Consider the following 21351-nt stretch of genomic DNA (forward strand, 5'->3'; position numbering starts at 1 on the left):
TTACAAACAACCTTGTTTGTCCTCTCCTGCAATTACATTTTATTTCAAACACATTGCGGGAAATCAAATGCAAAATTATTTTTATTAATTCAAAGTTTTTTCTATTTATATTTTTTGTTTTTGCATAAATCTATTGTGATTATTCACTTCTCAATGCTTCTATCGGTCTTATTTTGATGGCTCTTTGTGCCGGTATCATCCCCACCACCAAGCCTAAGGTGAGCATTACTGCCATTGCAGAGAATACATTGGTGTAATCTACGCTCGGGTTGTAAAACGGAAATTCCGTTTGTCCCTGTGTGAGTGTGTCCAAAAGCATCAGCAGGAGCATTCCCATCATAAATCCTAATAAACCTGAGGAAAGTGTAATGACGATGCTTTCTAGTAAAATCTGATTGCGTACCTCCGATGGCTTGGCACCCAAAGCACGGCGGATACCGATTTCCTTGGTTCTTTCTTTCACGGTGATGAGCAAGATATTGGAAATGGCAATAACTCCCGCTAAGATAGTGAGTGTCCCTACAATGATGGTGAGCAGCTGCATTCCTTGTAGAAAGCCTGTAAGCTTGGCAAATTCTTTCCCTAGGTTAAAACTTCCAAAAGCGTTGGCGTCCTCTGGCGAGGCATTGTATTTATTTTTCAGTTCATTTTTTGCCCGTTCTTCTATGGCGGTAATATCGGCATCGGGTTTTCCTACGATGGCAAAATGCCCTACATTATCCCCTTCATTAAACATCTGTGTAAAGGTGGATAGTGGGATATATACCGTTTGGTCATTTTCCATTCCCACGCCTTTGGTTCTAAAAACGCCAATCACATTGAAGAAAGTTCCTCTGATATTGATGGATTTTCCAATGGGATTTTCGTTCTTCTTATGGTCGAAAAAGTTTTTATAAATTTCCTCGCCTATTACGGCTACATTTTTTCTTTCGGCAACATCGGCATCGTTCAGATAACGCCCAAAAATCAATGCTTTTTCTGATATTTTATTCCCGATGGGATAGTCACCATTCAGGGTATAGGTAGCTTTCTTTTCGTTGCGATACATCTGGACACCTTCGGAACCAAAATTTCCTTTGGAGGTTTGAGGAGAGATATAATCAATTTCTGGAATTTTACTTTTGAGATAGTCCATATCCCCTATTTTGAGCTCCATTATTCGTCCTTTGGGAAAACCAGCATAAGGAATGTTGGTACTCTGTGGCCAAAGGAAAATCGTATTGGTAGCAAAGCCAGAAAACAATTTATCAAAACCATTTTCCATACCTTTGGCAGCACCCAAAAGCGAAACATAGAGGAACATTCCCCACGCTACCCCTATCATTGTAAGGAAAGTACGCAGTTTGTTATTCTGAAGGGAATAATAAATCTCTTGCCAAGTATCGTATTTCAATAATATTTTCATTTTTTTATTTTTTTTAGAAGAAAGAAGAAAGAGGAAAGAGAAAAGACTTTCTTAAGAGTTTTAAGTGTTGAGTGCTGAGTTTTGAGTTGGTTTACAATTAACAATTGACAATTAACAATTATCTCTACAGCTTTCTAACCTTCTAACCTTCTAACATCTAACATCTCACATCTAACATCTAACATCTCACAATCACTCACTTCTCAACGCTTCTATCGGTTTTATTTTACTGGCTCTGTATGCGGGGATAAACCCTGCTAGCAACCCAGAAAGGACCAAACAAAAGAACGCCGCAATGATGAGCCCTATCCCTACATTAGGGTCTTTGATGAAATATTTCTCTAAGCTATTGCCAATCATTTTTAAGGTCAAAACCCCTGCACCAACTCCTACAAATCCTGAAATCACAGTAATAAAAACACTTTCCTGAAGAATCAATGCGATAATGCTATTCGGTTTGGCTCCGATGGCTTTTCTTACGCCAATCTCTTGGGTGCGTTCTTTCACAATGTACACCATAATATTGCTGATGCCAATAATCCCAGCCAAAAGCGTCCCCAAACCAATAAACCCTACAATGATGGTAAGCACAAACATAAATAAAAAAGTGTCTTCTAGGTTTTTAGCGTTGTTTCTTACCCAGATGCCATTTTCATCATCAGGGGAAACTTTATGTTTTGCTTTCAGGTGTTTTTCTATCCTATCACTGTATTCCAAAGCCTCTTTTGGGGTAAGCTCTGGATGGTAGGTAAGCCGAATATTGCTAAGGGTATCGGAGTTTTTCTTCATCTTTTGTAAGGTACTGATGGGTACAGAGATGGCACGCTCTTCCCAATCGCCTCCCTCATCAGCAAATACGCCAATCACTTTGAACATCGTTCCATTGATATTGATATCTTTTCCTATGGGATTGCTCTTTTTGATTAAATCTTTCTGAACCAATCGCCCAATAACCGCCACATATTGTCCTCTAGCAATATCCCCTTCGTTGATGTAGCGTCCCTCTACCAGCGTTCTGTTTTCGATGTTTTTTTCATCACCATTGGAACCAGAAATACGGTAAACACCGCCTTCATTATCGTACTTTACCATCAGTCCTGCACTGTATTGTGGTGAGGCATATTCTATTTTTTCAGGTTCCTGGTCAATGATATCTTGGTAATCCTCATTTTTCAAAACAATGAGCCTATCAGATTGCATTCCCCCATAGGCAATGGTGGTACGGTCGGTAAAAATCTGAATCAAGTTTTTGGCATCTCTTGCAAATCCATCGGTAAACGCGTTTTGCAATCCTGTACCGATGCCAAACAAAACAATGAAAATAAACAATCCCAAAGCTACCGTAAACCCCGAAAGTACGGTACGCAAGACATTACTGCGAATGGAGCTGAATATCTCTTGCCAACGATCTATATCAAACATTTTTTCTTTTTTTTGGCTGGTTATACTTCTGTAAATTTCCTCTATACAGACGCTGAATATTCTCCTAATACCTGCTGTGTGATGATTTCATCGGTCTCTATCACGCCGTCTTTTAGGAAGACATTTCTTTTGGTTTGTGCAGCTACATCGGGCTCGTGGGTAACGATGATGATGGTTTTGCCCTCATTGTTGATGTCTTGTAAAAGTTTCATAATATCGTGGGTGGTCTTACTGTCTAATGCTCCCGTAGGTTCATCGGCAAGAATCACTTTCGGATTGGTAATAAGAGCTCTGGCAATGGCAACCCTTTGTTTTTGTCCTCCTGAAAGCTCATTTGGATAGTGATTCGCCCACTGAGCCAAGCCTACTTTTTCCAAATATTCTAAGGCTTTTTGGTTTCTTTCTTTTCGGGGAACATTTTGATAGTATAGAGGTAACGCCACATTTTCTAATGCCGTTTTATAACCTATCAAATTGAATGACTGAAAGACAAATCCTAAAAACCGACTGCGGTATTCAGCGGCTTTAGTTTCATTGAGATGCTCTATGGGAATGCCGTCTAGCTCGTAAGTTCCGCTATCTTTCTCGTCCAAAATTCCGATGATATTCAGTAGTGTAGATTTTCCAGAGCCAGAACTCCCCATAATGGAAACAAATTCTCCCTCTGATATTTCCAGATTAATTCCTTTAAGAACGTGGAGTTGGCTTTGTCCAATATCGTAAGATTTGTGGAGATTTTCTATCTTCAGCATTGCGGTTGTTTTTCTTATATAAGTAACAATTTTGGACGGATTGTTACAACAGTACCACTTTTTAATAAAAAAAATGAATAAGTTGTCTTTTGGAGGTGGAGCTAAATTTATACCCTATATGGTATCCCCTATACTGTATCCAAAATTTAAGCGAATTTAAGTTGATAATCGGGTTCAAATTTAATTATTTTTTGTTTTTTTGAGGGTTAACTCCAATAATACTTCTCCTTCTTTCAGTTCTTCAAGGGGCGAGGTGGAACTATTTTTTTTCATCTTCTATGAATCAAGATTAATACTTTTTTTAGATACCTCAGCAAACAAATACGCTGAGGCTTTTTGTTTTGTTGGCGAAAATCGGTAAAATGTCGGCAAAATCAGTTATAAAAAGAAATAACCCGCTGAAAATCAACGAGTTATTGGAGTGTGATTGTAGACCCACAGGGATTCGAACCCCGACAAACAGAACCAAAATCTGGTGTGCTACCGTTACACTATGGGTCTTTGTTTTTCGTGGTGCAAATATACAACTTTTTTTATTCAATGCAAGAGGATTGCAGTATTTTTTTTATTTTTACCTAAAATTTTTACTCTACTATGCGTGGTGATTTTTTTAATGATTTGAAAATAAATTATTTATCAGAAGATAAAAAATATGAGGAAGAAGTAACTTTTTTTATTGAAGAATGGTTTTCTACTTCGGATAAGGTATCTGTGCAGACTTCTGGCTCTACAGGAATACCAAAAATTTTTGAGATTGAGAAAGAAAAAATGCGCAATTCTGCTAAAATGACTTGTGATTTTTTGGATTTGAAGGAGAATCAAACGGCATTGCTCTGCTTGCCTACGCAGTATATCTCTGGAAAAATGATGGTAGTGAGAGCTTTGGAAAGAAATTTGCAACTCATCGCTTCGTCGCCATCACTTACGCCTCTAAAAAATGTAGTGAAAGCAGTAGATTTCTGTGCGATGACGCCACTCCAAGTGGAACATTCGCTGGACAAATTACACTTGATAAAAAAACTCATCATTGGCGGAGCTGCTGTTTCTGAGCAACTTAAAAAGAAAATCTATCAGGCTTTGGAAGCTAAAACTTTAGAAGATGACCATCATCAAACTACGATTTATGAAACCTATGGAATGAGCGAAACTCTTTCTCACATTGCTTTGAGGCAAATTTTTCCCAAAGAAGAAAAGGTTTTTACCATTTTGGAAGGGGTAGGTATTTCTACAAATGAAAGGGATTGTTTAAGGATTTTTGCACCGAAACTTAATGCCGAAGTATTGCAAACCAATGATATGGTGGAACTTAAAAATGAAAAACAATTTAGGTTTTTAGGTAGGGTAGATAATATCATCAACTCTGGTGGTGCGAAAATAGTTCCCGAAGCATTAGAAGCTTTGGCTAAAAAAGAAATCCAGAATGAAGTGGTGTTTTTAGGGATTCCTGATGAGATATTGGGACAGAGATTGATTGCTGTGATTGAAGGAGACCCCTCTGAGCAGCTGAAGCAATTGGTGCAAAACCTTGCGTTTGAAAAAAAATATCACCGTCCTAAGGATGTTATTTTCATTGAAGAAATCCCCCGAACCCCAAATGGAAAAGTGGAGCGAAAAAAACTTCTAAACCAAATAGAAAATGAAAGACTTTAGCAACGAGATAAAATATAAAACCACGCGGAGTAGTGGAGCAGGAGGGCAGAATGTGAACAAGGTGGAAACGGCGGTGACGGCTCTTTGGAATGTGGAAGAAACTGAATGTTTTTCCGAGCTTGAAATTGAAAGGATTAGAGTAAAGCTGAAAAATAAAATCAGTGCGGAGGGCTTATTACAAGTTTCTGCATCGGAATACCGTACTCAGCTTCAGAATAAGAAATTGGCAACGGAGAAAATCCTCATATTGGTCAATCAAGCGTTGATTATTCCGAAAAAACGACTGAAAACCAAGCCTTCAAAATCTCAAATTGAAAAACGCTTGCAGGCTAAGAAAAAAATGTCTGAAAAGAAGGAGCAACGGAAATTCCGATACTAAAAAATGCCCAGCAAGCTGAGCATTTTTTTTCTATTGTTAAAGATTGTTGATGATTAAGAGTTTTCCAAAATATATTGGAACATCAGTGGTGCACAGATGGTAGCATCAGATTCCACAATGAACTTAGGTGTGTTAATGTCCAGCTTGCCCCAAGTGATTTTCTCGTTTGGCACCGCTCCAGAGTATGAACCGTAAGAAGTGGTAGAGTCTGAAATTTGGCAGAAATAAGACCAAAACGGAATATCGTGCATTTCCATATCTTGGTAAAGCATTGGCACTACGCAGATTGGGAAATCCCCTGCAATACCTCCACCGATTTGGAAGAAGCCTACACCTTTCCCTCCAGAGTTTTTAGGATACCAATCTGCAAGGTAAGTCATATATTCAATACCAGATTTCATTGTAGATGGTTTTAAATCTCCTTTGATGCAGTAGCTTGCAAAGATGTTCCCCATTGTGGAGTCTTCCCAACCTGGCACTACAATCGGTAGATTTTTCTCTGCTGCGGCAAGCATCCAAGAGTTTTCTTTTGGAATTTCATAATATTGCTCTAATACGCCAGAAAGCAACATTTTGTACATATATTCGTGTGGGAAGTAACGCTCTCCTTTGTTATCCGCATCTTTCCAAATTTCGTAGATGTGTTTTTGCAATCTTCTGAAAGCTTCTTCCTCTGGGATGCAAGTATCGGTAACGCGGTTGAGTCCTTTTTCTAAAAGCTCCCACTCTTGCTCTGGGGTCAAATCTCTATAGTTGGGTACTCTTTTATAATGGGTATGTGCCACGAGGTTCATTAGGTCTTCCTCCAAATTGGCTCCTGTACAAGAGATGAATTGTACTTTATCCTGACGAATCATCTCGGCTAAGATTTTTCCCAACTCAGCTGTGGACATAGCACCTGCAAGGGTAATCATCATTTTTCCACCTTCTTTCAGGTGGGCAACATAAGCTTTGGAAGCGTCCACCAATGCAGCGGCATTAAAGTGTAGGTAATATTTCTCGATAAATTCTGTAATGGGTTTATTGCTCATATTTTTTGATTTTCGCAAAGATAGAAATAATTAAATTGTTAGTTTCAGTGAAACGATTATTTGTTTAGAATCATTTCTTTTACTTGATTTTCCAGTTCCTCTGCCAGTTCAGGGTTGTCTTTAATGATGTCTTTCACGGCATCTCTACCTTGTCCCAGTTTGGTATCTCCATAGCTGAACCAAGAGCCGCTCTTCTTTACAATACCTAAATCCACAGCAGTGTCTAGAATCTCTCCGGTTTTAGAAACCCCTTCACCATACATAATATCAAATTCTGCTTGCTTGAAAGGCGGTGCTACTTTATTTTTTACCACTTTCACTTTTACGCGACTTCCGATGGCTTCATCACCTTGCTTGATGGGAGCACTCGCTTTTCTGATATCGATTCTTACCGAAGCATAGAATTTCAAGGCATTACCTCCAGTAGTGGTTTCAGGATTTCCAAACATTACGCCTATTTTCTCTCTTAATTGGTTGATGAAAATCACAGTACATTTGGTTCTAGAAATGGTAGCGGTAAGTTTTCTCAATGCCTGAGACATTAGCCTTGCGTGAAGCCCCATTTTAGAATCACCCATATCGCCATCTATTTCGGCTTTTGGGGTAAGGGCAGCTACGGAGTCTATCACCACAATGTCTATGGCTCCTGAACGGATGAGGTTATCTGCAATCTCCAATGCTTGTTCTCCGTTATCTGGCTGAGAAATAATCAGATTGTCTAAGTCGATGCCTAATTTTTTAGCATAGATGCTATCAAAAGCGTGCTCTGCATCTATGAAGGCAGCAATGCCCCCTTGTTTTTGAGCCTCGGCAATGGCGTGTAGGGTAAGGGTGGTTTTACCAGAAGATTCTGGACCATAGATTTCTATAATTCTTCCTTTAGGATAACCACCAACGCCCAAAGCAAGGTCTAAGCCTAATGAACCCGATGGAATCACCTCTATAGAGTCGTCTATATTGGCATCGCCCATTCTCATTACGGTACCTTTTCCGTAGGTTTTGTCTAGTTTTTCAAGGGCTAATGCTAAGGCTTTTTTCTTGTCTTCTATAGTTCCGCTTTTCTTGCCTTCTGCTGTGCTGTTTTTTTTATCTTCAGATGTGCTCATATTGTCTATAAATTTTTTCAAAAGTACGGAAAATTTTAGATTTTAGATGATAATATTTTAGTCATTAGGTTAAAAGCACTAAAAATCACGGATGATTTCTTTTAGAAAATTAATTGCTATGGGTTTCTCAGAATATAATGCTTCCCAAAACAAGTTTAAAATGCTAACTTTAACCTGTAGGAAATGAAAAACCTCTACACAAGCCTAAAATAGCTGGTTTCATATCAGAATACTCTTTAGAACAGAAAAAAATACCCTTCGGGAGGGTATTTAATGCATTAATGAAGGGTATTTAATAGGGTTTGGTTAGGTATTTTATCCCCTTCGGAAGGGTATTTAATACATTAATAAAGGGTATTTAATGGGGTTTGGTTAGGTATTTTATCCCCTGCGGAAGGGTATTTAATGTATTAATAAAGGGTATTTAATAGGGTTGGGTTAGGTATTTTATCCCCTTCGGGAGGGTATTTAATACATTAATGAAGGGTATTTAATAGGTAGTAAAAGGGTATTTGTATTTTAACTCAGATTAAACCATAGATTTTAAGCGTTAAACTGAATCTTTAATCCAACAAAAAAAAGAAACCTCCATCGCTGGAAGTTCCTTTTTATGAAATATCAATATAACAATCTTCTTACAAAGAAGCAGAGTGTACCAATAGGTCAACCAATTTATTAGAATATCCCATTTCGTTATCATACCAAGATACAAGTTTCACGAAGGTAGGAGATAGCATAATACCTGCATCTTTATCGAAAACAGAAGTTCTCTTTTCACCTACGAAGTCTTGAGAAACTACTGCATCTTCTGTATAACCCAAGATGCCTTTCAATTCACCTTCAGAAGCAGCTTTCATTGCTTTGCAGATTTCTTCGTAAGTTGTTTCTTTTTCCAATCTTACAGTAAGGTCCACTACAGAAACATCTACTGTAGGTACTCTGAAAGACATCCCTGTAAGTTTTCCGTTAAGAGAAGGGATTACTTTTCCTACTGCTTTAGCAGCACCTGTAGAAGAAGGGATGATGTTGTTAAGAGCAGAACGCCCACCTCTCCAGTCTTTAGCAGAAGGACCATCTACAGTTTTTTGAGTCGCTGTAGTAGCGTGTACCGTGGTCATCAAACCTTCTACGATTCCGAAGTTATCGTGTACCACTTTTGCTAAAGGAGCAAGACAGTTGGTAGTACAAGAAGCGTTAGAGAAGATTTTGATATCATCTGTCAGCGTAGTGTGGTTTACACCCATTACAAACATTGGAGTATCATCTTTAGAAGGAGCAGAAAGCACTACTTTTTTAGCACCAGCATTGATGTGAGCTTGTGCAGCTTCTTTGGTAAGGAAAAGACCTGTAGATTCTACGATGTACTCAGCACCTACTTCGTTCCATTTAAGGTTGTTAGGGTCTTTTTCTGCAGTTACACGGATTTTTTTTCCGTTCACTACAAGGTCGCTACCTTCTACAGAAACCTCTCCTTTAAACTCCCCGTGTACAGAGTCGTATTTTAGCATATAAGCCATATACTCAGCATCGATAAGGTCGTTGATACCTACTACTTCGATGTTGTCTCTCTCCGTCATTGCTCTGAAAACAAGACGCCCAATTCTACCAAATCCGTTAATACCTACTTTGATTTTTGACATAATAATTGATTTTTATTAGATTAATAAATTATTTTTTTAATGATTTTAAAGTGCTAAAATTTCAGAAATTGTTAATAATTCTTGGTTGATTTCATTATGCTTTCTAATGGCATCTTCTATTGGCGTGTACACAATATGGTTAGAACGCACCCCTGCCATTACATTAGTCAGTCCTTTCATAAGTCCTGTTACGGCACCATAGCCTAGCTTAGAAGCTAAAACGCGGTCGGCACAGCTTGGGGCTCCTCCTCTCTGGATGTGTCCTAAGATGGTAACGCGGATGTCTGCTTCTGGGAATTGTTCTTTGGTTTTTTTGGCTAATTCATAAGTCGTGGCAAGTGTTTCTCCCTCTGCTACTACTACAATGCTGGAATTTTTTCCTCTCTTTTTCGCTTTTTCAAAGGTATTGAACATCTCTTCCAGGCTATCTGTTTCTTCTGGAATTAGGATGTCTATAGCCCCCGTAGCAATACCACTATTTAGGGCGATAAAGCCAGCATCACGCCCCATCACTTCAATGAAGAAAATTCTATTGTGCGAGGTGGCAGTATCTCTAATCTTATCGATGGCTTCCATTGCGGTATTCAGAGCGGTATCGTAGCCAATGGTATTATCTGTCCCGAAGATATCGTTATCAATGGTTCCAGGTACGCCAATGACTTTGATGCCAAACTCTTCCCCGAAAATCTGAGCTCCCGTAAAAGTACCATCACCACCAATGCATACCAAAGCATCTATACCGTGGGCAACGCAATTGTCATACGCTTTCTGTCTTCCTTCTTTGGTTTTAAACTCAAGAGACCTAGCGGACTTCAAGATAGTTCCCCCCATATTGATGATATTACTCACAGAACGAGCCCCTAATTTGGTAAAGTTACCTTGTATTAAACCATTATACCCCTCTCTAATGCCTACAACTTCTATATCGTAGTAGATGGCGGTTCTCACTACTGCACGGATGGCAGCATTCATCCCAGGAGAATCTCCTCCCGAGGTAAGAACACCTATTTTTTTTACTCTGGAATTTGTCGTCATAATCTACTTTTCTATTGACTTAGCAAATTTACAAAATAAAAACAATGAAAACGATATGAAGACTGAAAAAAATAAATGAATTTTTGGTTAATAATCAAGGTGAATGGTCAAGGTTTTGTGAGGGGATGGTTTTAATAATCAGAGGGTTGATGGGGCTTGTGTCGCTGGGAAGAAAATGGATTTAGGATATTTGCTGATATGTATCAGTTGAGGTTTAAAATATTTATTGATTACTTTTGCGAAGTTCTGTAATATGAAGGTTGCTCATTATTTCATATCACTTTTATTGGCACTCCTATTGGGGGTTCAAAGTATGATACTCTTGGTAGATTATCATATCAATAGAGCTTTCTACGAGCAATATTGTATCAATCAAGCAGAGCCACAGTTGGACTGCCACGGGAAGTGTCAGGTGAGAAAAAATACCGAAAATAAAACGCTGCCTTATGGTATGGCAACTTTAAAATTTGATTTTTATGCGTCTTCCACGCCTTTTAAGATAGAACCTCTCAAAAAAATAGAGCAATACGCACCACAACTTATTTTTCATCGATTACAGTCGGAGAGTGTTGGTTTTTTATGCCGTTTATTACGCCCTCCCATTTCTTGATTTTTTTTAAGGATTTGAAATTATTACAGTACACCGAAATTAATAGCGATGAGCAGAAAGTCGCTACATTTTGCTGTGTATTGTATCGTTTGTTATGAACAAAAAATCAAGAATTATGAATCAAAAAACCATAAAGATTACAATTTTAAATTTATCCGTAATATGCCTTTTAGGGCAAAATGTGTACGGACAACAAGATAGAGATAGCTTATTGCACAATATCAAAGTGATAGAGCTTTTGAAACTTTCACCAAAGGGAAATCAAAAAAGAGTGGAAGTGTTGTCTTCTGATTTTCTAGGGCACGATGCAGGTCAGTTTCTTAATCATACGCCTGAGATGAGTGGTATCCGAAAGGCGGGAAACTACGCTACAGACCCAGTGTTGAGAGGGTTTAAATATGAACAGCTCAGCATAGTGGTAGATGGGGCGGCTAATGCCATCAATGCTTGTCCTAGTAGAATGGACCCCGCCATTAGTCAGGTGAATATGAATGCAATGCAAAGTGTGGAGATTTATAAAGGGCCATACCAGTTGCGGTATGGTACAGCACTTGGAGGAAGCATCAATTTCGTGACTAAAATGGCATCTTTTTCTGAAAAACCTACTTTAGGAGGAAGATTATCCACAGGATATGAAAGCAATGGCAATATTCTAAGAAATGAGTTTTCTGCTACTCTCGCTTCACCTCGGCTGGTGTGGGATATTTTGGGAACATATCAATCGGGGGAAGCGTATAAAGATGGTAATGGTAATGAAGTTCGGTCAGCGTTTCTTAGATATAGCGGTGGCACGAAGGGAACTTTTAAGTGGAATGAGAATAATGTTTCATCTTTACACATCAATACCAACCAGAGTAGAGATGTGGAGTTTGCTGCCCTTCATATGGATTTAATCTACGATAAAACTTGGATGATTCAAGCAAAACATTTGGCTAAGTTTAGAAACGCTATTGTGAAGCATCTGGATGTGAATGCCTACTATACCAATGTAAAACATTCTATGGGAAATACCAGCCGTACAATGGTTTCTGATGTAGCATCTCAGACCTATGGAGCACGCACAGAGCTTAAACTATCCCATCGGGATAATACCCTATACACGGGATTGGATTATAAATACGAACACGCTGAAAATATCAGTATGATAATGCCAATGATGATGCCTGCTAGAGATGGTTCTGCTTGGCAAAATTCAAGCATCTTCCAGATGGGTTGGTTCAATGAATATCAACGAAAATTGAATCAAGGAAGTCTTACATTAGCCTACCGAATGGATTATAGTAATGCAAATGCAGAGGAAGTATCCCAATTGTTCAGAGCGTTATATGGAGATGTGGAGAGTCAGCAGCTCAATCATAGCGTTAGTGTAGATTATACACAGCAGTTGGGCAAAGGCTTTACATTATCCCTTTTGGCAGGGAGAGGGCAGAGAAGTGCGAGCCTTACCGAGCGGTTTATCAATAGATTTGTAGTAGGTTTAGATGCTTATGAAATGGTGGGGAATCCCAAACTAAAGCCTGAAACCAATCATCAGGCAGATATGGTATTAAGTTTTAGAAAGCCGAATATTTATTTTCAAATAGATGGTTTTGTATCCTATATGCGAAACTATATATCGGGGATTATCAATCCTAATATCACAAAATACGGAATGTCTAGCCCAGGTGTAAGGCAGTATATGAATATAGACAAGGCTCTGAAAGCAGGTGTGGAAGCCAGTCTTAGTTGGCAGGTAATACCCAAGCTGAGAACCCATTGGGCAATGGCATATACCTATGCAGAGGATATAGAAACCCAACAGCCTCTGCCCGAAATAGCACCATTGGATTTTAGATGGAATCTATTGGCAGATTTTAGCCCCATTACTATAGAGGCTAAGCTGAGGTATGTAGCTCCTCAAAACCGAATAAACCAAGGATTTGGAGAGATGAAAACCCCCGATTTCTACACCATAGATATAGACACTCGGTACGAAATCTTTAAAAACGCTTCCATCACAGCCAAGGTTTACAATCTGCTTAATAGAGCCTATGCAGAACATCTAAGCAGAACGCTATCAATGGATAAGAACCAAAGGATTTTAGCCCCTGGGCGAAATTTTGCATTAAGCTTTTCTTATACATTCTAAATAATGAGAAACCAAGAAAACCACTTCAATATCTGAGGTGGTTTTCTCTTATTGTATAGAGCATCATCTATAACGGCTGCGATAGCCCATCAGAAGCGGGATTTAAAATCTCCCGAGAGTTTTCTTCAAAACATACTGAAGTTTTCTCCAAAACATACTGAAGTTTTTTCCAAAACATACGGGAGTTTTTCTCAAAACATACGGAAGAGTTTTCCATAAGGTAGGGAGCAATGCTATTTTTGGTAAAAAAAATTAATCATTATCTTTGCCCCAATGTTTAAAAATGAAACTTTACGAAAACTAAGTGCAGCACTGATGGTATCGGTGTATCTCTTTGTAGCATTAGGTTCTGCAAAGTTTCATCATCATTCTCACGGCTTTTCGGGGAAGAGCGGTTTTGAAAAGCAATACACACCATCAGCAGATTGGGCAGATGCACAGGACTGTTTGGTGTGTCATTTTGTTTCCATCAAAGCACTTACCTTGCCTTCATCGTTTGAGTTCAAAGCCCTGATGTTACAAGGGCAAAGCGAAGAAAAAACGCCGTATCTTTCAAAGAAATCATCATCAGAGAAAACTTATTTCAGGCTCAGAGGCCCGCCTCAGGTAGCTTAGTTTTCGCTTTGATAGAGACGTTTCCCTATGGCTTTGCACAAGGGGAAGTAGGGCTATCAAAGCTAAAGGAGGGTATTATACCTCACTATTAATCCATCATTCTGAATTTTTCTTTTTCAGAATAATTTCTGTTATTAATTATATTAAATGAAATTAACGCTCAATTTCCTATTCTTAATATTAGGAATTACCATCTTGTCTGCACAAAATACCTTTAAAATCTATGGGGTGGTTCAGGATTTTCACGATAAAACATTGCTGAAAAATGCAAAAGTAAAATTAGGAAACCGTACTACGCTATCAGATGAAAAAGGGCAATTTGTATTGCCATCTGTGGAAGCGGGGCAGTACACGCTGGTGGTGTCTCACTCGGCGTGCGATGATTTTTCCCAAGAGTTAAAAGTGGACAAAGACCTTTATCTGAACATCTCATTGGAGCATCATATAGAGGAAATAGAAACGGTTGCTTTGCGAGGAACTAAAAAGCCTTCGGGAAGTGTGGTTATTATCACTTTGGATAGAAAATGGATGGATAGAAATGCAACGGAAAACTTGGGCAATTTTTTGTCCAACGCCTCTGGAGTATCTTCTATGAAGACAGGGAATAACATCACCAAGCCCATTATCCACGGACTATACGGCAGCAGGGTTTCCATCATCAATGATGGGGTGAAGATGGCGGAGCAAGAATGGGGAGTAGAACACGCACCTAGTGTAGAACCTACGGCTTTTGAACGCATTAGCGTTATCAAAGGTTCGGGGGTGCTGAAGTACAGTGGCGATGCTGTGGGCGGCGTTATTGTTTTAGAACCGAAGCTGTTCCCAGCACGAGATTCCCTTGTGGGAGGCATCTCTCTTTCTGAGATTTCCAATGGACGAGGAGCTAAACTGGGGGTAAATCTCGCTAAAACTTGGGAGAACCGTTGGTTTGTAAAAACAATGGGAACTTATCAGAAGTTGGGCGATTTGGCAATTCCAAAACATACCTTGCAAAATACAGGGGCAGAGGAAAATTCGTTTCATTTTTCCTTTGGGCATCGTGCATTTACTCAGGGATTTGAAGTGAGTTATAGCGGTGTTAATCAGAATTTTGGAATTTTCACGGGCTCGCATCTGGGAGGTCCAGAGGACTTTTACAATGCTATGATGGGAGGTGCTTCGGCTTATTGGGATAATTTTTCGTATAAAATCAATAATCCTAAACAAGAGGTAAGCCATCATCTGGCAAAAATAGAAGCCTATAAGCGTTTCTTCAGCTTGGGGAAACTGTCGTTCCAATATGCGTTTCAGGATAACCACCGTAAAGAGTACGATATCAGAAGAGGGGAACTCAATGGTAAAGCCTCAATGGATTTAAGGCTTACCACGCATCAGGCAAAGCTAGAACACCTTATAGAACGGGAACAATGGCAATTGGAAAGTGGTATTTTGGGAACATTTCAGAATAATTTTCCCAATCCCGCTACCGAAGTACGGCGTTTGATTCCCGACTATAAGCGGTATGATGCTGGGGTTTATTCCGTATTGAGCTATCAGCCCAATGCTCGTTGGAAAACCGAAGCTGGCATACGCTATGATTTTAATCGTTACGATGCGTATAAATATTATGATAACACCGATTGGGAAAGGCGTTATGCTACCATATTTCCTCAGTTTGAGGTGAGTAGAAGTGGTAGTAGAATCCTCACCAGACCCGTGTTCAATTTTCATAATATTTCCCTCAATGCAGGGGTTGCCTATCAGCCCTCTCAGCATTGGAATGTGAAACTCAATCTTTCGCGTGCCAGTAGGACACCCAATGCAGCGGAGCTCTTTGCAGATGGCTTGCATCATTCGGCTTCCATCATAGAGCAAGGCGACCTTAGCCTAAGAAAGGAAGAGGTTTACCAAGCAACATTGTCGGTAAAGGCAGAGCTAGATGTTTTAGCAGGATTGCAATGGGAGGTGAATCCTTATATAATGTTTTCGGATAATTTCATCAATCAATTGCCTGTGGGGGTAGAGAATACCAACCGAGGGGTTTTTATGATATGGAATTATCAGCAGACCAGAGCAAGGATTTGGGGATTAGATGCAGATGTAGAACTGAAAATCCATCAGAATATGAAATGGAACTCGCGGTTTAGCACTTTGCGAGGTGATGATGTAAAACATCACGAACCATTGATTTTAATGATGCCTGCTCAGTTTAAAAATGCAATAGAATGGACAGTGATTCCTAAGTCTAAGTTGTATATAAGATTAGAAAATGAAACCGTGCTGAAACAAAACCGCTATCCGATACGAAACATCGGACTCACGATGATAGAAAATGGAAGCGTGGTTACCAAGACCTTAGATGTCAGTACGCCGCCAGCAGGGTATAGTGTTTTTCACGCAGGTGCTGGGGTAGATTTGCTCCAAAACCTGAGTGTTAATTTCAAAATCAATAATATTTTTAATACAGAATACCGCGATTATCTCAACCGATTGAGGTTTTTCGCACCAGAATTAGGTAGAAATTTAATTCTAACTTTTAATTACAAATTTTAATCATTAACAAAAAAATCTTTAAAACAATGAAAAATTTATTTAAACTATTCTTAGTGTTGTTCGCTTCGTTATTGGTATTCTCTTGTAGAGATAATGATACGCCAGAGGATATCCACGAGCACGAAGGTGTTGAAAAAATGACAGTAAGATTGGTAGAGCAGGGCTCAGGTGCAGAGCAAGTTATCAGCTATATCGGCGGGGTAGCAGATGGAGACATCGTTTTAGAAAACGGAAAAATCTACAATGTGTCTTTGGATTTTTTCCACGCTCACGATGACCATTATGATAGCATACTTAGTGAAATAGTAGCGGATAAAGATGAACATTTTATCACCTACGAATTTGCAGGGGTAGAGGTCAATGTAACCCGAGCTGCTACAGATGAAGTAAGAACAGATGGTAACAAACTGGGAGTGAAAACCGTTTGGACAGTGGCAACAGCTCCGTCAAGTGCAAAAGTGAACATTAAGCTTTATCATAAGCCAACTACGGTGAATCAAAATAGTCCTTCAGAAACCAATCAACAAGGAAGTGTAACAGGTGGAGAGACAGACCTCAATGCTCTAATCACCATAGAATAATTCCTAATGAATGATTATAATAGAAGAGATGTCCATTTTGGGCATCTCTTTTTGGTGTAGCAGGTTTACTTCTTTTGAGTTTCAAAATATTCCCAATAAAGTAAAGCAGATTTGAAAAAAAAATCTTAAATTCGCACCAATTAAAATTTTAATTAAAACAAAACAGATATGTCAGTATTAGTAAACAAAGATTCTAAAGTAATCGTACAAGGTTTTACAGGTAACGAAGGAACTTTCCACGCAGGGCAAATGATTGAATATGGTACCAATGTAGTGGGAGGTGTAACTCCAGGTAAAGGTGGAACAGAGCATCTTGGGAAGCCTGTATTCAATACTGTGGCAGACGCAGTAGAGAAAGCAGGAGCTAATGTTTCTATTATTTTCGTACCGCCAGCGTTTGCAGCAGATGCTATTATGGAAGCAGCAGACGCGGGAATTAAGGTAATTGTGGCCATTACGGAAGGAATCCCAGTTGCTGATATGGTGAAAGTAAAAGATTATATCGCAGATAAAGACTGCCGTTTGATTGGGCCAAACTGCCCAGGAATCATCACTTCTGAGGAAGCGAAAATTGGTATTATGCCAGGATTTGTATTCAAAAAAGGAAAAGTAGGGATCGTTTCTAAATCTGGAACTTTAACTTACGAAGCAGCAGACCAAGTGGTGAGAGCAGGATATGGTGTATCTACGGCTATTGGTATTGGTGGAGACCCAATCATTGGAACGACTACCAAAGAAGCTTTGGAATTATTCATCAACGACCCAGAGACTGATGCAGTAGTGATGATTGGAGAAATCGGTGGTTCCTTAGAAGCAGAAGCAGCAAGATGGTATAAGGCAAGTGGCTCTACAAAACCAGTAGTAGGATTCATCGCTGGGCAAACCGCTCCAAAAGGGAGAACAATGGGACACGCTGGGGCTATTGTAGGTGGTGCTGAAGATACCGCACAAGCTAAAATGGCTATTATGAGAGAGAATGGAATCAATGTAGTAGATTCTCCAGCAGATATAGGTGCTACTGTTGCTAAAATTCTAGGATAATTAATAAACACAAGTAATACAAGAATGAAAAAAATACTATTAGGAGTTTCAATATTAGCCTCATTATCGCTATCTGCACAGGTGGATTTTAGCTCTACGCGTTTCGGGGTATTAGGAGGATACAATTATTCCCGAGTGCAAAATGCTCACAATCCATCAGGGCCTAGACATACATTCCAAGCGGGGGTAATGGCTTTGATTCCTGTGGATAGAAATGACCAATTTTACATCCAGCCAGAGGTGGTTTACTATGGTGGAGGAGAATCTGGGAAAGAAAAAGGTTTAGCTCCTACGAGTAGAGGATACAATGCAATGTATGTTGATAACTACATCAGTGTACCTATCTATTTCAAAGGTTACTTCTCTGAAGCAGAGTCTGAATTCTTCGGTATGGTAGGGCCAAGGTTTAATTTCTTGGTTAATCAAAAAGTAACCAACCCTTCCAGAGATGTTTATAAAATAGAAGGCGATGCCGCAAGACCAGGGCTCAATGGAAAGGCTGCAGGCTTTAATTTTGGTGTAGGAATAGGCTTGGGATATAGCTATAAGAGAAAACTAGAACTTACTGCAAGATATGATTTAGGCATCTCTAATACTTATCCTAATATGGCGGAGTCTTATACAGGAGATCCGAATGCAGAGAAAAAGAAATCTACACAGGTAATGGGTGTAGGTCTTACTTATATCTTTGATTAAAACTAAGATTAGATATAAAAACTAAATAAAAACGAGAAGTACTTCGGTGCTTCTCGTTTTTTTTTATGATTTATGCGTTGCCTTCCACTGCTTTGATGAAAACCTCGTTCATACTTGGGATTTTCTCATTAAAGGTGCGGATATTGCCCAGTTCCAAAAGCTCTTGGAGCAGAGTTTTTTGGTCGTTGTCGTTTTGAATTTCAAAGGAGAGCAATCCGTTTTGATATTGGAATGTGCTGATGCCCTTCCTCGCCTTAAAGTTTTCAAACATCGCCATATCGGTATTCGCCAAAGTGATGGAGAAAATATTTTTCTTAAACTGCTCTCGCACCTCAAAGACTTTGCCGTCTAATACCTTCTTAGCGTTGTTGATAAGTGCCACATAGTCACACATTTCCTCCACACTTTCCATCCTATGGGTAGAGAGGATGATGGTGGTGCCTTCATTTTTCAGACGGATGATTTGGTCTTTGATGAGGTTGGCATTCACGGGGTCAAAGCCAGAGAACGGTTCATCTAAAATCAGCAGTTTGGGGCGGTGCAATACCGTTACTACAAACTGAATCTTCTGTGCCATTCCTTTGGAGAGCTCAGAGATTTTCTTTTTCCACCATTGGTCTATGTTCAACTGCTCAAACCAATATTTCGCCTGCTGCAAGGCATCGTTATGGCTCATACCTTTCAGTTCTCCGAAGTAAAGGAGCTGGTCGCCCACCGTCATATTTTTATACAAGCCTCGTTCTTCGGGCATATAGCCTATGGTTTTGATGTGATGCGGACTTAGTTTTTCCCCATTGATGAAGATTTCTCCAGCATCAGGCTTGGTGATTTGGTTAATAATCCTAATAAACGAGGTTTTCCCAGCACCATTAGGGCCTAATAGCCCATAGATAGAGCCTTGGGGTACTTCTATACTAAAATCTTGCAGGGCAATTTTCTTCCCAGCATTATAGGTTTTCTGTATATGTTCAGCTTTTAGCATTTTATTCACTATTTTGGGGTCTAAATTACAAATTTTTAGGTTTACTGGCTCTGTTTTTGGGTTTGAAATTAAGATTTTAAGTCCAAACACTAAAATAGTTTGCCTTTTGGTTATTTTTTATTTCCGTGCGGGGCAAGGTCTTCTTTTTAGGGGAGAGATAAATGGATAAAAGCCATATTTTTAAGATAAAAGGTCGGTGATTTTTCTTCTCAATGCCAATTTTCTTGATATTCCCGTTAAATGATTTTTATTATTTGCATAATTAAATTGATAAACCATTCGTAGAAATGAAGCAACAGCACAATTAATTGATTTCTGCACGCCTGAATGCCATTTCTACACGACCAAATATCATTTTTATATGCCCGAATGCCATTTTTTTATGTCCGAATGCCATTTCTGTACGCCCGAATATCATTTCTGCACGCCCGAATGTTATTTCTGTACGCCTGAATATCATTTCTAAATGCCCAAATATCATTTTTATATACCCAAATATGATTACTTTTTGCCTGAATATCATTTCCATTAGGCAAAATAAGATTTCTATGGGACAGAGGTGGGGTACTTCTTACCGCAATAGGAGTTCTGATAACTCTGATAAGAAGTCTAAGCGTTAAAAATTAAAATCTGCAGACTTTATTTTGTCGATAAGGGCATCCATCTCCTCCAAAGTGAAGATTTCTAAGAATTGTTTTCGGTATTCCTTGAAATGAGGCACTCCACGGAAGTAGTTGCTATAATGCTGTCGCATTTCTATAAGCCCTACACGCTCACCTTTCCATTCGGTACTCCATTCTGCGTGCTGGCGTACGGCATTTAGGCGGTCTTCTAGTGTAGGTTTGGGCAGTAGTTCTCCTGTTTGGAAAAAATGTTTTATTTCATTGAAGACCCAAGGATATCCTATGGCTCCTCTGCCTATCATAATGCCATCGCATTGGTATTTTTGGCGGTATTCTAAGGCTTTTTCTGGAGAATCTACATCGCCATTGCCAAAGATAGGGATTTCTATATTCGGATTGCTCTTAACTCTGGAGATATGTTCCCAATCTGCTTCCCCTTTATACATTTGTGAGCGGGTTCTAGCGTGTATAGTAAGGGCTTTGATGCCTACTTCTTGCAGGCGTTCTGCTACTTCGTCTATATTAATGCTATCGGTATCCCAGCCAAGGCGGGTTTTTACCGTTACAGGGAGATGTGTAGATTGCACCACGGCTTTGGTAAGGAGTACCATTAGGTCTATATCTTTTAGGACGCCAGCACCAGCCCCTTTGCAAACGACTTTCTTCACGGGGCATCCAAAATTGATGTCTACCAAGTCGGGTTCTACCGTTTCTACGATTTTTGCAGACATTGCCATTGCTTCTTCATCCCCGCCAAAGATTTGAATCCCCACGGGTCTTTCATAATCAAAGATGTCTAGCTTTTTTCGGGATTTGATGGCGTCTCGTATCAGTCCTTCGGACGAGATAAACTCCGAGTACATTAGGTCTGCCCCGTGCATCTTGCACAATCGGCGAAAGGGTGGGTCGCTCACATCTTCCATAGGTGCTAGTAACAGCGGAAAATCTGGCAATTCTATGTTTCCAATTTTTACCATACGGCAAAGATATTGAAAGATTAAAGAATTAGAGGATTTTAGGATTGAAAATGTGAGGTATCAATGGCGTTGAAAGAGATAAAAAAGTGGATATAGAAAAGATAATTTTAGATATTTGAAATCATTTCAAGGGATTTTGAATGATA

20 protein-coding genes and 1 tRNA gene are annotated in these 21351 nt (G+C 39.3%); 10 read left to right on the forward strand and 11 right to left on the reverse strand.

The features are described from left to right. Positions 1-139 precede the first annotated feature (139 nt). The 4 genes from ACFFUE_RS08735 to ACFFUE_RS08750 form a co-directional block, all read right to left on the reverse strand. Positions 140-1405: an ABC transporter permease gene (locus ACFFUE_RS08735; protein ID WP_376834516.1), complete on the reverse strand. Its 1266-nt coding sequence runs from the start codon at positions 1403-1405 to the stop codon at positions 140-142. Positions 1406-1597: 192 nt separating this feature from the next. Then, positions 1598-2827: an ABC transporter permease gene (locus ACFFUE_RS08740; protein WP_376834518.1), complete on the reverse strand. Its 1230-nt coding sequence runs from the start codon at positions 2825-2827 to the stop codon at positions 1598-1600. A 41-nt stretch (positions 2828-2868) separates the two neighbouring features. Beyond that, complete coding sequence (locus ACFFUE_RS08745; protein ID WP_376834520.1) at positions 2869-3579, reverse strand: ABC transporter ATP-binding protein; 711 nt, start codon at positions 3577-3579, stop codon at positions 2869-2871. A gap of 430 nt (positions 3580-4009) precedes the next feature. Beyond that, a tRNA-Gln gene (locus ACFFUE_RS08750) sits at positions 4010-4080 on the reverse strand. 93 nt (positions 4081-4173) lie between these two features. Between ACFFUE_RS08750 and ACFFUE_RS08755 the strand changes: the two genes are divergently transcribed. Both ACFFUE_RS08755 and arfB read left to right on the forward strand, forming a co-directional pair. Continuing rightward, positions 4174-5229, forward strand: coding sequence for an AMP-binding protein (locus ACFFUE_RS08755; RefSeq protein ID WP_376834522.1), 1056 nt, complete (start codon positions 4174-4176; stop codon positions 5227-5229). Further along, positions 5216-5608, forward strand: a complete 393-nt coding sequence (gene arfB, locus ACFFUE_RS08760; protein WP_327984085.1) for an alternative ribosome rescue aminoacyl-tRNA hydrolase ArfB — start codon at positions 5216-5218, stop codon at positions 5606-5608. Before ACFFUE_RS08755 ends, arfB begins: the two co-directional genes overlap by 14 nt. A gap of 53 nt (positions 5609-5661) precedes the next feature. On the opposite strand, the gene ACFFUE_RS08765 is transcribed toward arfB, so the two are convergent. The 4 genes from ACFFUE_RS08765 to pfkA form a co-directional block, all read right to left on the reverse strand. After that, a complete protein-coding gene (locus ACFFUE_RS08765; protein WP_327984086.1) occupies positions 5662-6639 on the reverse strand; it encodes a deoxyhypusine synthase family protein in 978 nt (325 codons plus the stop codon). Between the two features lie 56 nt (positions 6640-6695). Beyond that, positions 6696-7745, reverse strand: a complete 1050-nt coding sequence (recA, locus tag ACFFUE_RS08770) for a recombinase RecA (RefSeq protein ID WP_376834525.1) — start codon at positions 7743-7745, stop codon at positions 6696-6698. A gap of 635 nt (positions 7746-8380) precedes the next feature. Further along, a complete protein-coding gene (gene gap, locus ACFFUE_RS08775) occupies positions 8381-9385 on the reverse strand; it encodes a type I glyceraldehyde-3-phosphate dehydrogenase (protein WP_327984090.1) in 1005 nt (334 codons plus the stop codon). A gap of 45 nt (positions 9386-9430) precedes the next feature. Further along, the gene (gene pfkA / locus ACFFUE_RS08780; RefSeq protein WP_327984091.1) at positions 9431-10420 is read right to left on the reverse strand and encodes a 6-phosphofructokinase; all 990 of its coding nucleotides are present in this window, start codon (positions 10418-10420) and stop codon (positions 9431-9433) included. 253 nt (positions 10421-10673) lie between these two features. Between pfkA and ACFFUE_RS08785 the strand changes: the two genes are divergently transcribed. The 7 genes from ACFFUE_RS08785 (at position 10674) to ACFFUE_RS08815 (ending at position 18623) form a co-directional block, all read left to right on the forward strand. Then, complete coding sequence (locus tag ACFFUE_RS08785; RefSeq protein ID WP_376834527.1) at positions 10674-11030, forward strand: hypothetical protein; 357 nt, start codon at positions 10674-10676, stop codon at positions 11028-11030. A gap of 115 nt (positions 11031-11145) precedes the next feature. Next, entirely contained in the window at positions 11146-13158 is a 2013-nt protein-coding gene (locus tag ACFFUE_RS08790; RefSeq protein ID WP_376834529.1) for a TonB-dependent receptor domain-containing protein, read from the forward strand. A gap of 273 nt (positions 13159-13431) precedes the next feature. Then, the gene (locus ACFFUE_RS08795; protein WP_376834531.1) at positions 13432-13773 is read left to right on the forward strand and encodes a hypothetical protein; all 342 of its coding nucleotides are present in this window, start codon (positions 13432-13434) and stop codon (positions 13771-13773) included. A 147-nt stretch (positions 13774-13920) separates the two neighbouring features. After that, positions 13921-16305 carry a TonB-dependent receptor gene (locus ACFFUE_RS08800; RefSeq protein ID WP_376834533.1) on the forward strand — a complete coding sequence of 795 codons (2385 nt, stop codon included), beginning with the start codon at positions 13921-13923 and terminating at the stop codon, positions 16303-16305. A 26-nt stretch (positions 16306-16331) separates the two neighbouring features. Beyond that, complete coding sequence (locus ACFFUE_RS08805; RefSeq protein WP_376834535.1) at positions 16332-16886, forward strand: hypothetical protein; 555 nt, start codon at positions 16332-16334, stop codon at positions 16884-16886. A gap of 168 nt (positions 16887-17054) precedes the next feature. Beyond that, complete coding sequence (gene sucD, locus ACFFUE_RS08810) at positions 17055-17927, forward strand: succinate--CoA ligase subunit alpha (RefSeq protein WP_327984097.1); 873 nt, start codon at positions 17055-17057, stop codon at positions 17925-17927. A 24-nt stretch (positions 17928-17951) separates the two neighbouring features. Further along, complete coding sequence (locus tag ACFFUE_RS08815; protein WP_376834537.1) at positions 17952-18623, forward strand: porin family protein; 672 nt, start codon at positions 17952-17954, stop codon at positions 18621-18623. Between the two features lie 70 nt (positions 18624-18693). Here ACFFUE_RS08815 and ACFFUE_RS08820 read toward each other — a convergent pair whose 3' ends face one another. Together ACFFUE_RS08820 and ACFFUE_RS08825 are read right to left on the reverse strand one after the other, a co-directional pair. After that, complete coding sequence (locus tag ACFFUE_RS08820) at positions 18694-19605, reverse strand: ABC transporter ATP-binding protein (RefSeq protein WP_376834539.1); 912 nt, start codon at positions 19603-19605, stop codon at positions 18694-18696. A gap of 304 nt (positions 19606-19909) precedes the next feature. Then, positions 19910-20086, reverse strand: coding sequence for a hypothetical protein (locus ACFFUE_RS08825; protein WP_376834541.1), 177 nt, complete (start codon positions 20084-20086; stop codon positions 19910-19912). A gap of 16 nt (positions 20087-20102) precedes the next feature. On the opposite strand from ACFFUE_RS08825, the gene ACFFUE_RS08830 reads away from it, so the two are divergent. After that, on the forward strand, positions 20103-20225 hold the full coding sequence (locus tag ACFFUE_RS08830) for a hypothetical protein (RefSeq protein WP_376834543.1): 123 nt from the start codon (positions 20103-20105) through the stop codon (positions 20223-20225). Here the strand turns inward: ACFFUE_RS08830 and dusB are convergent. Next, positions 20222-21205 carry a tRNA dihydrouridine synthase DusB gene (gene dusB, locus ACFFUE_RS08835; RefSeq protein ID WP_376834545.1) on the reverse strand — a complete coding sequence of 328 codons (984 nt, stop codon included), beginning with the start codon at positions 21203-21205 and terminating at the stop codon, positions 20222-20224. The genes ACFFUE_RS08830 and dusB overlap by 4 nt on opposite strands. Between the last annotated feature and the right edge of the window lie 146 nt (positions 21206-21351).

It is taken from the genome of Bergeyella porcorum, assembly GCF_042427575.1.
Lineage (GTDB): Bacteria > Bacteroidota > Bacteroidia > Flavobacteriales > Weeksellaceae > Bergeyella > Bergeyella porcorum.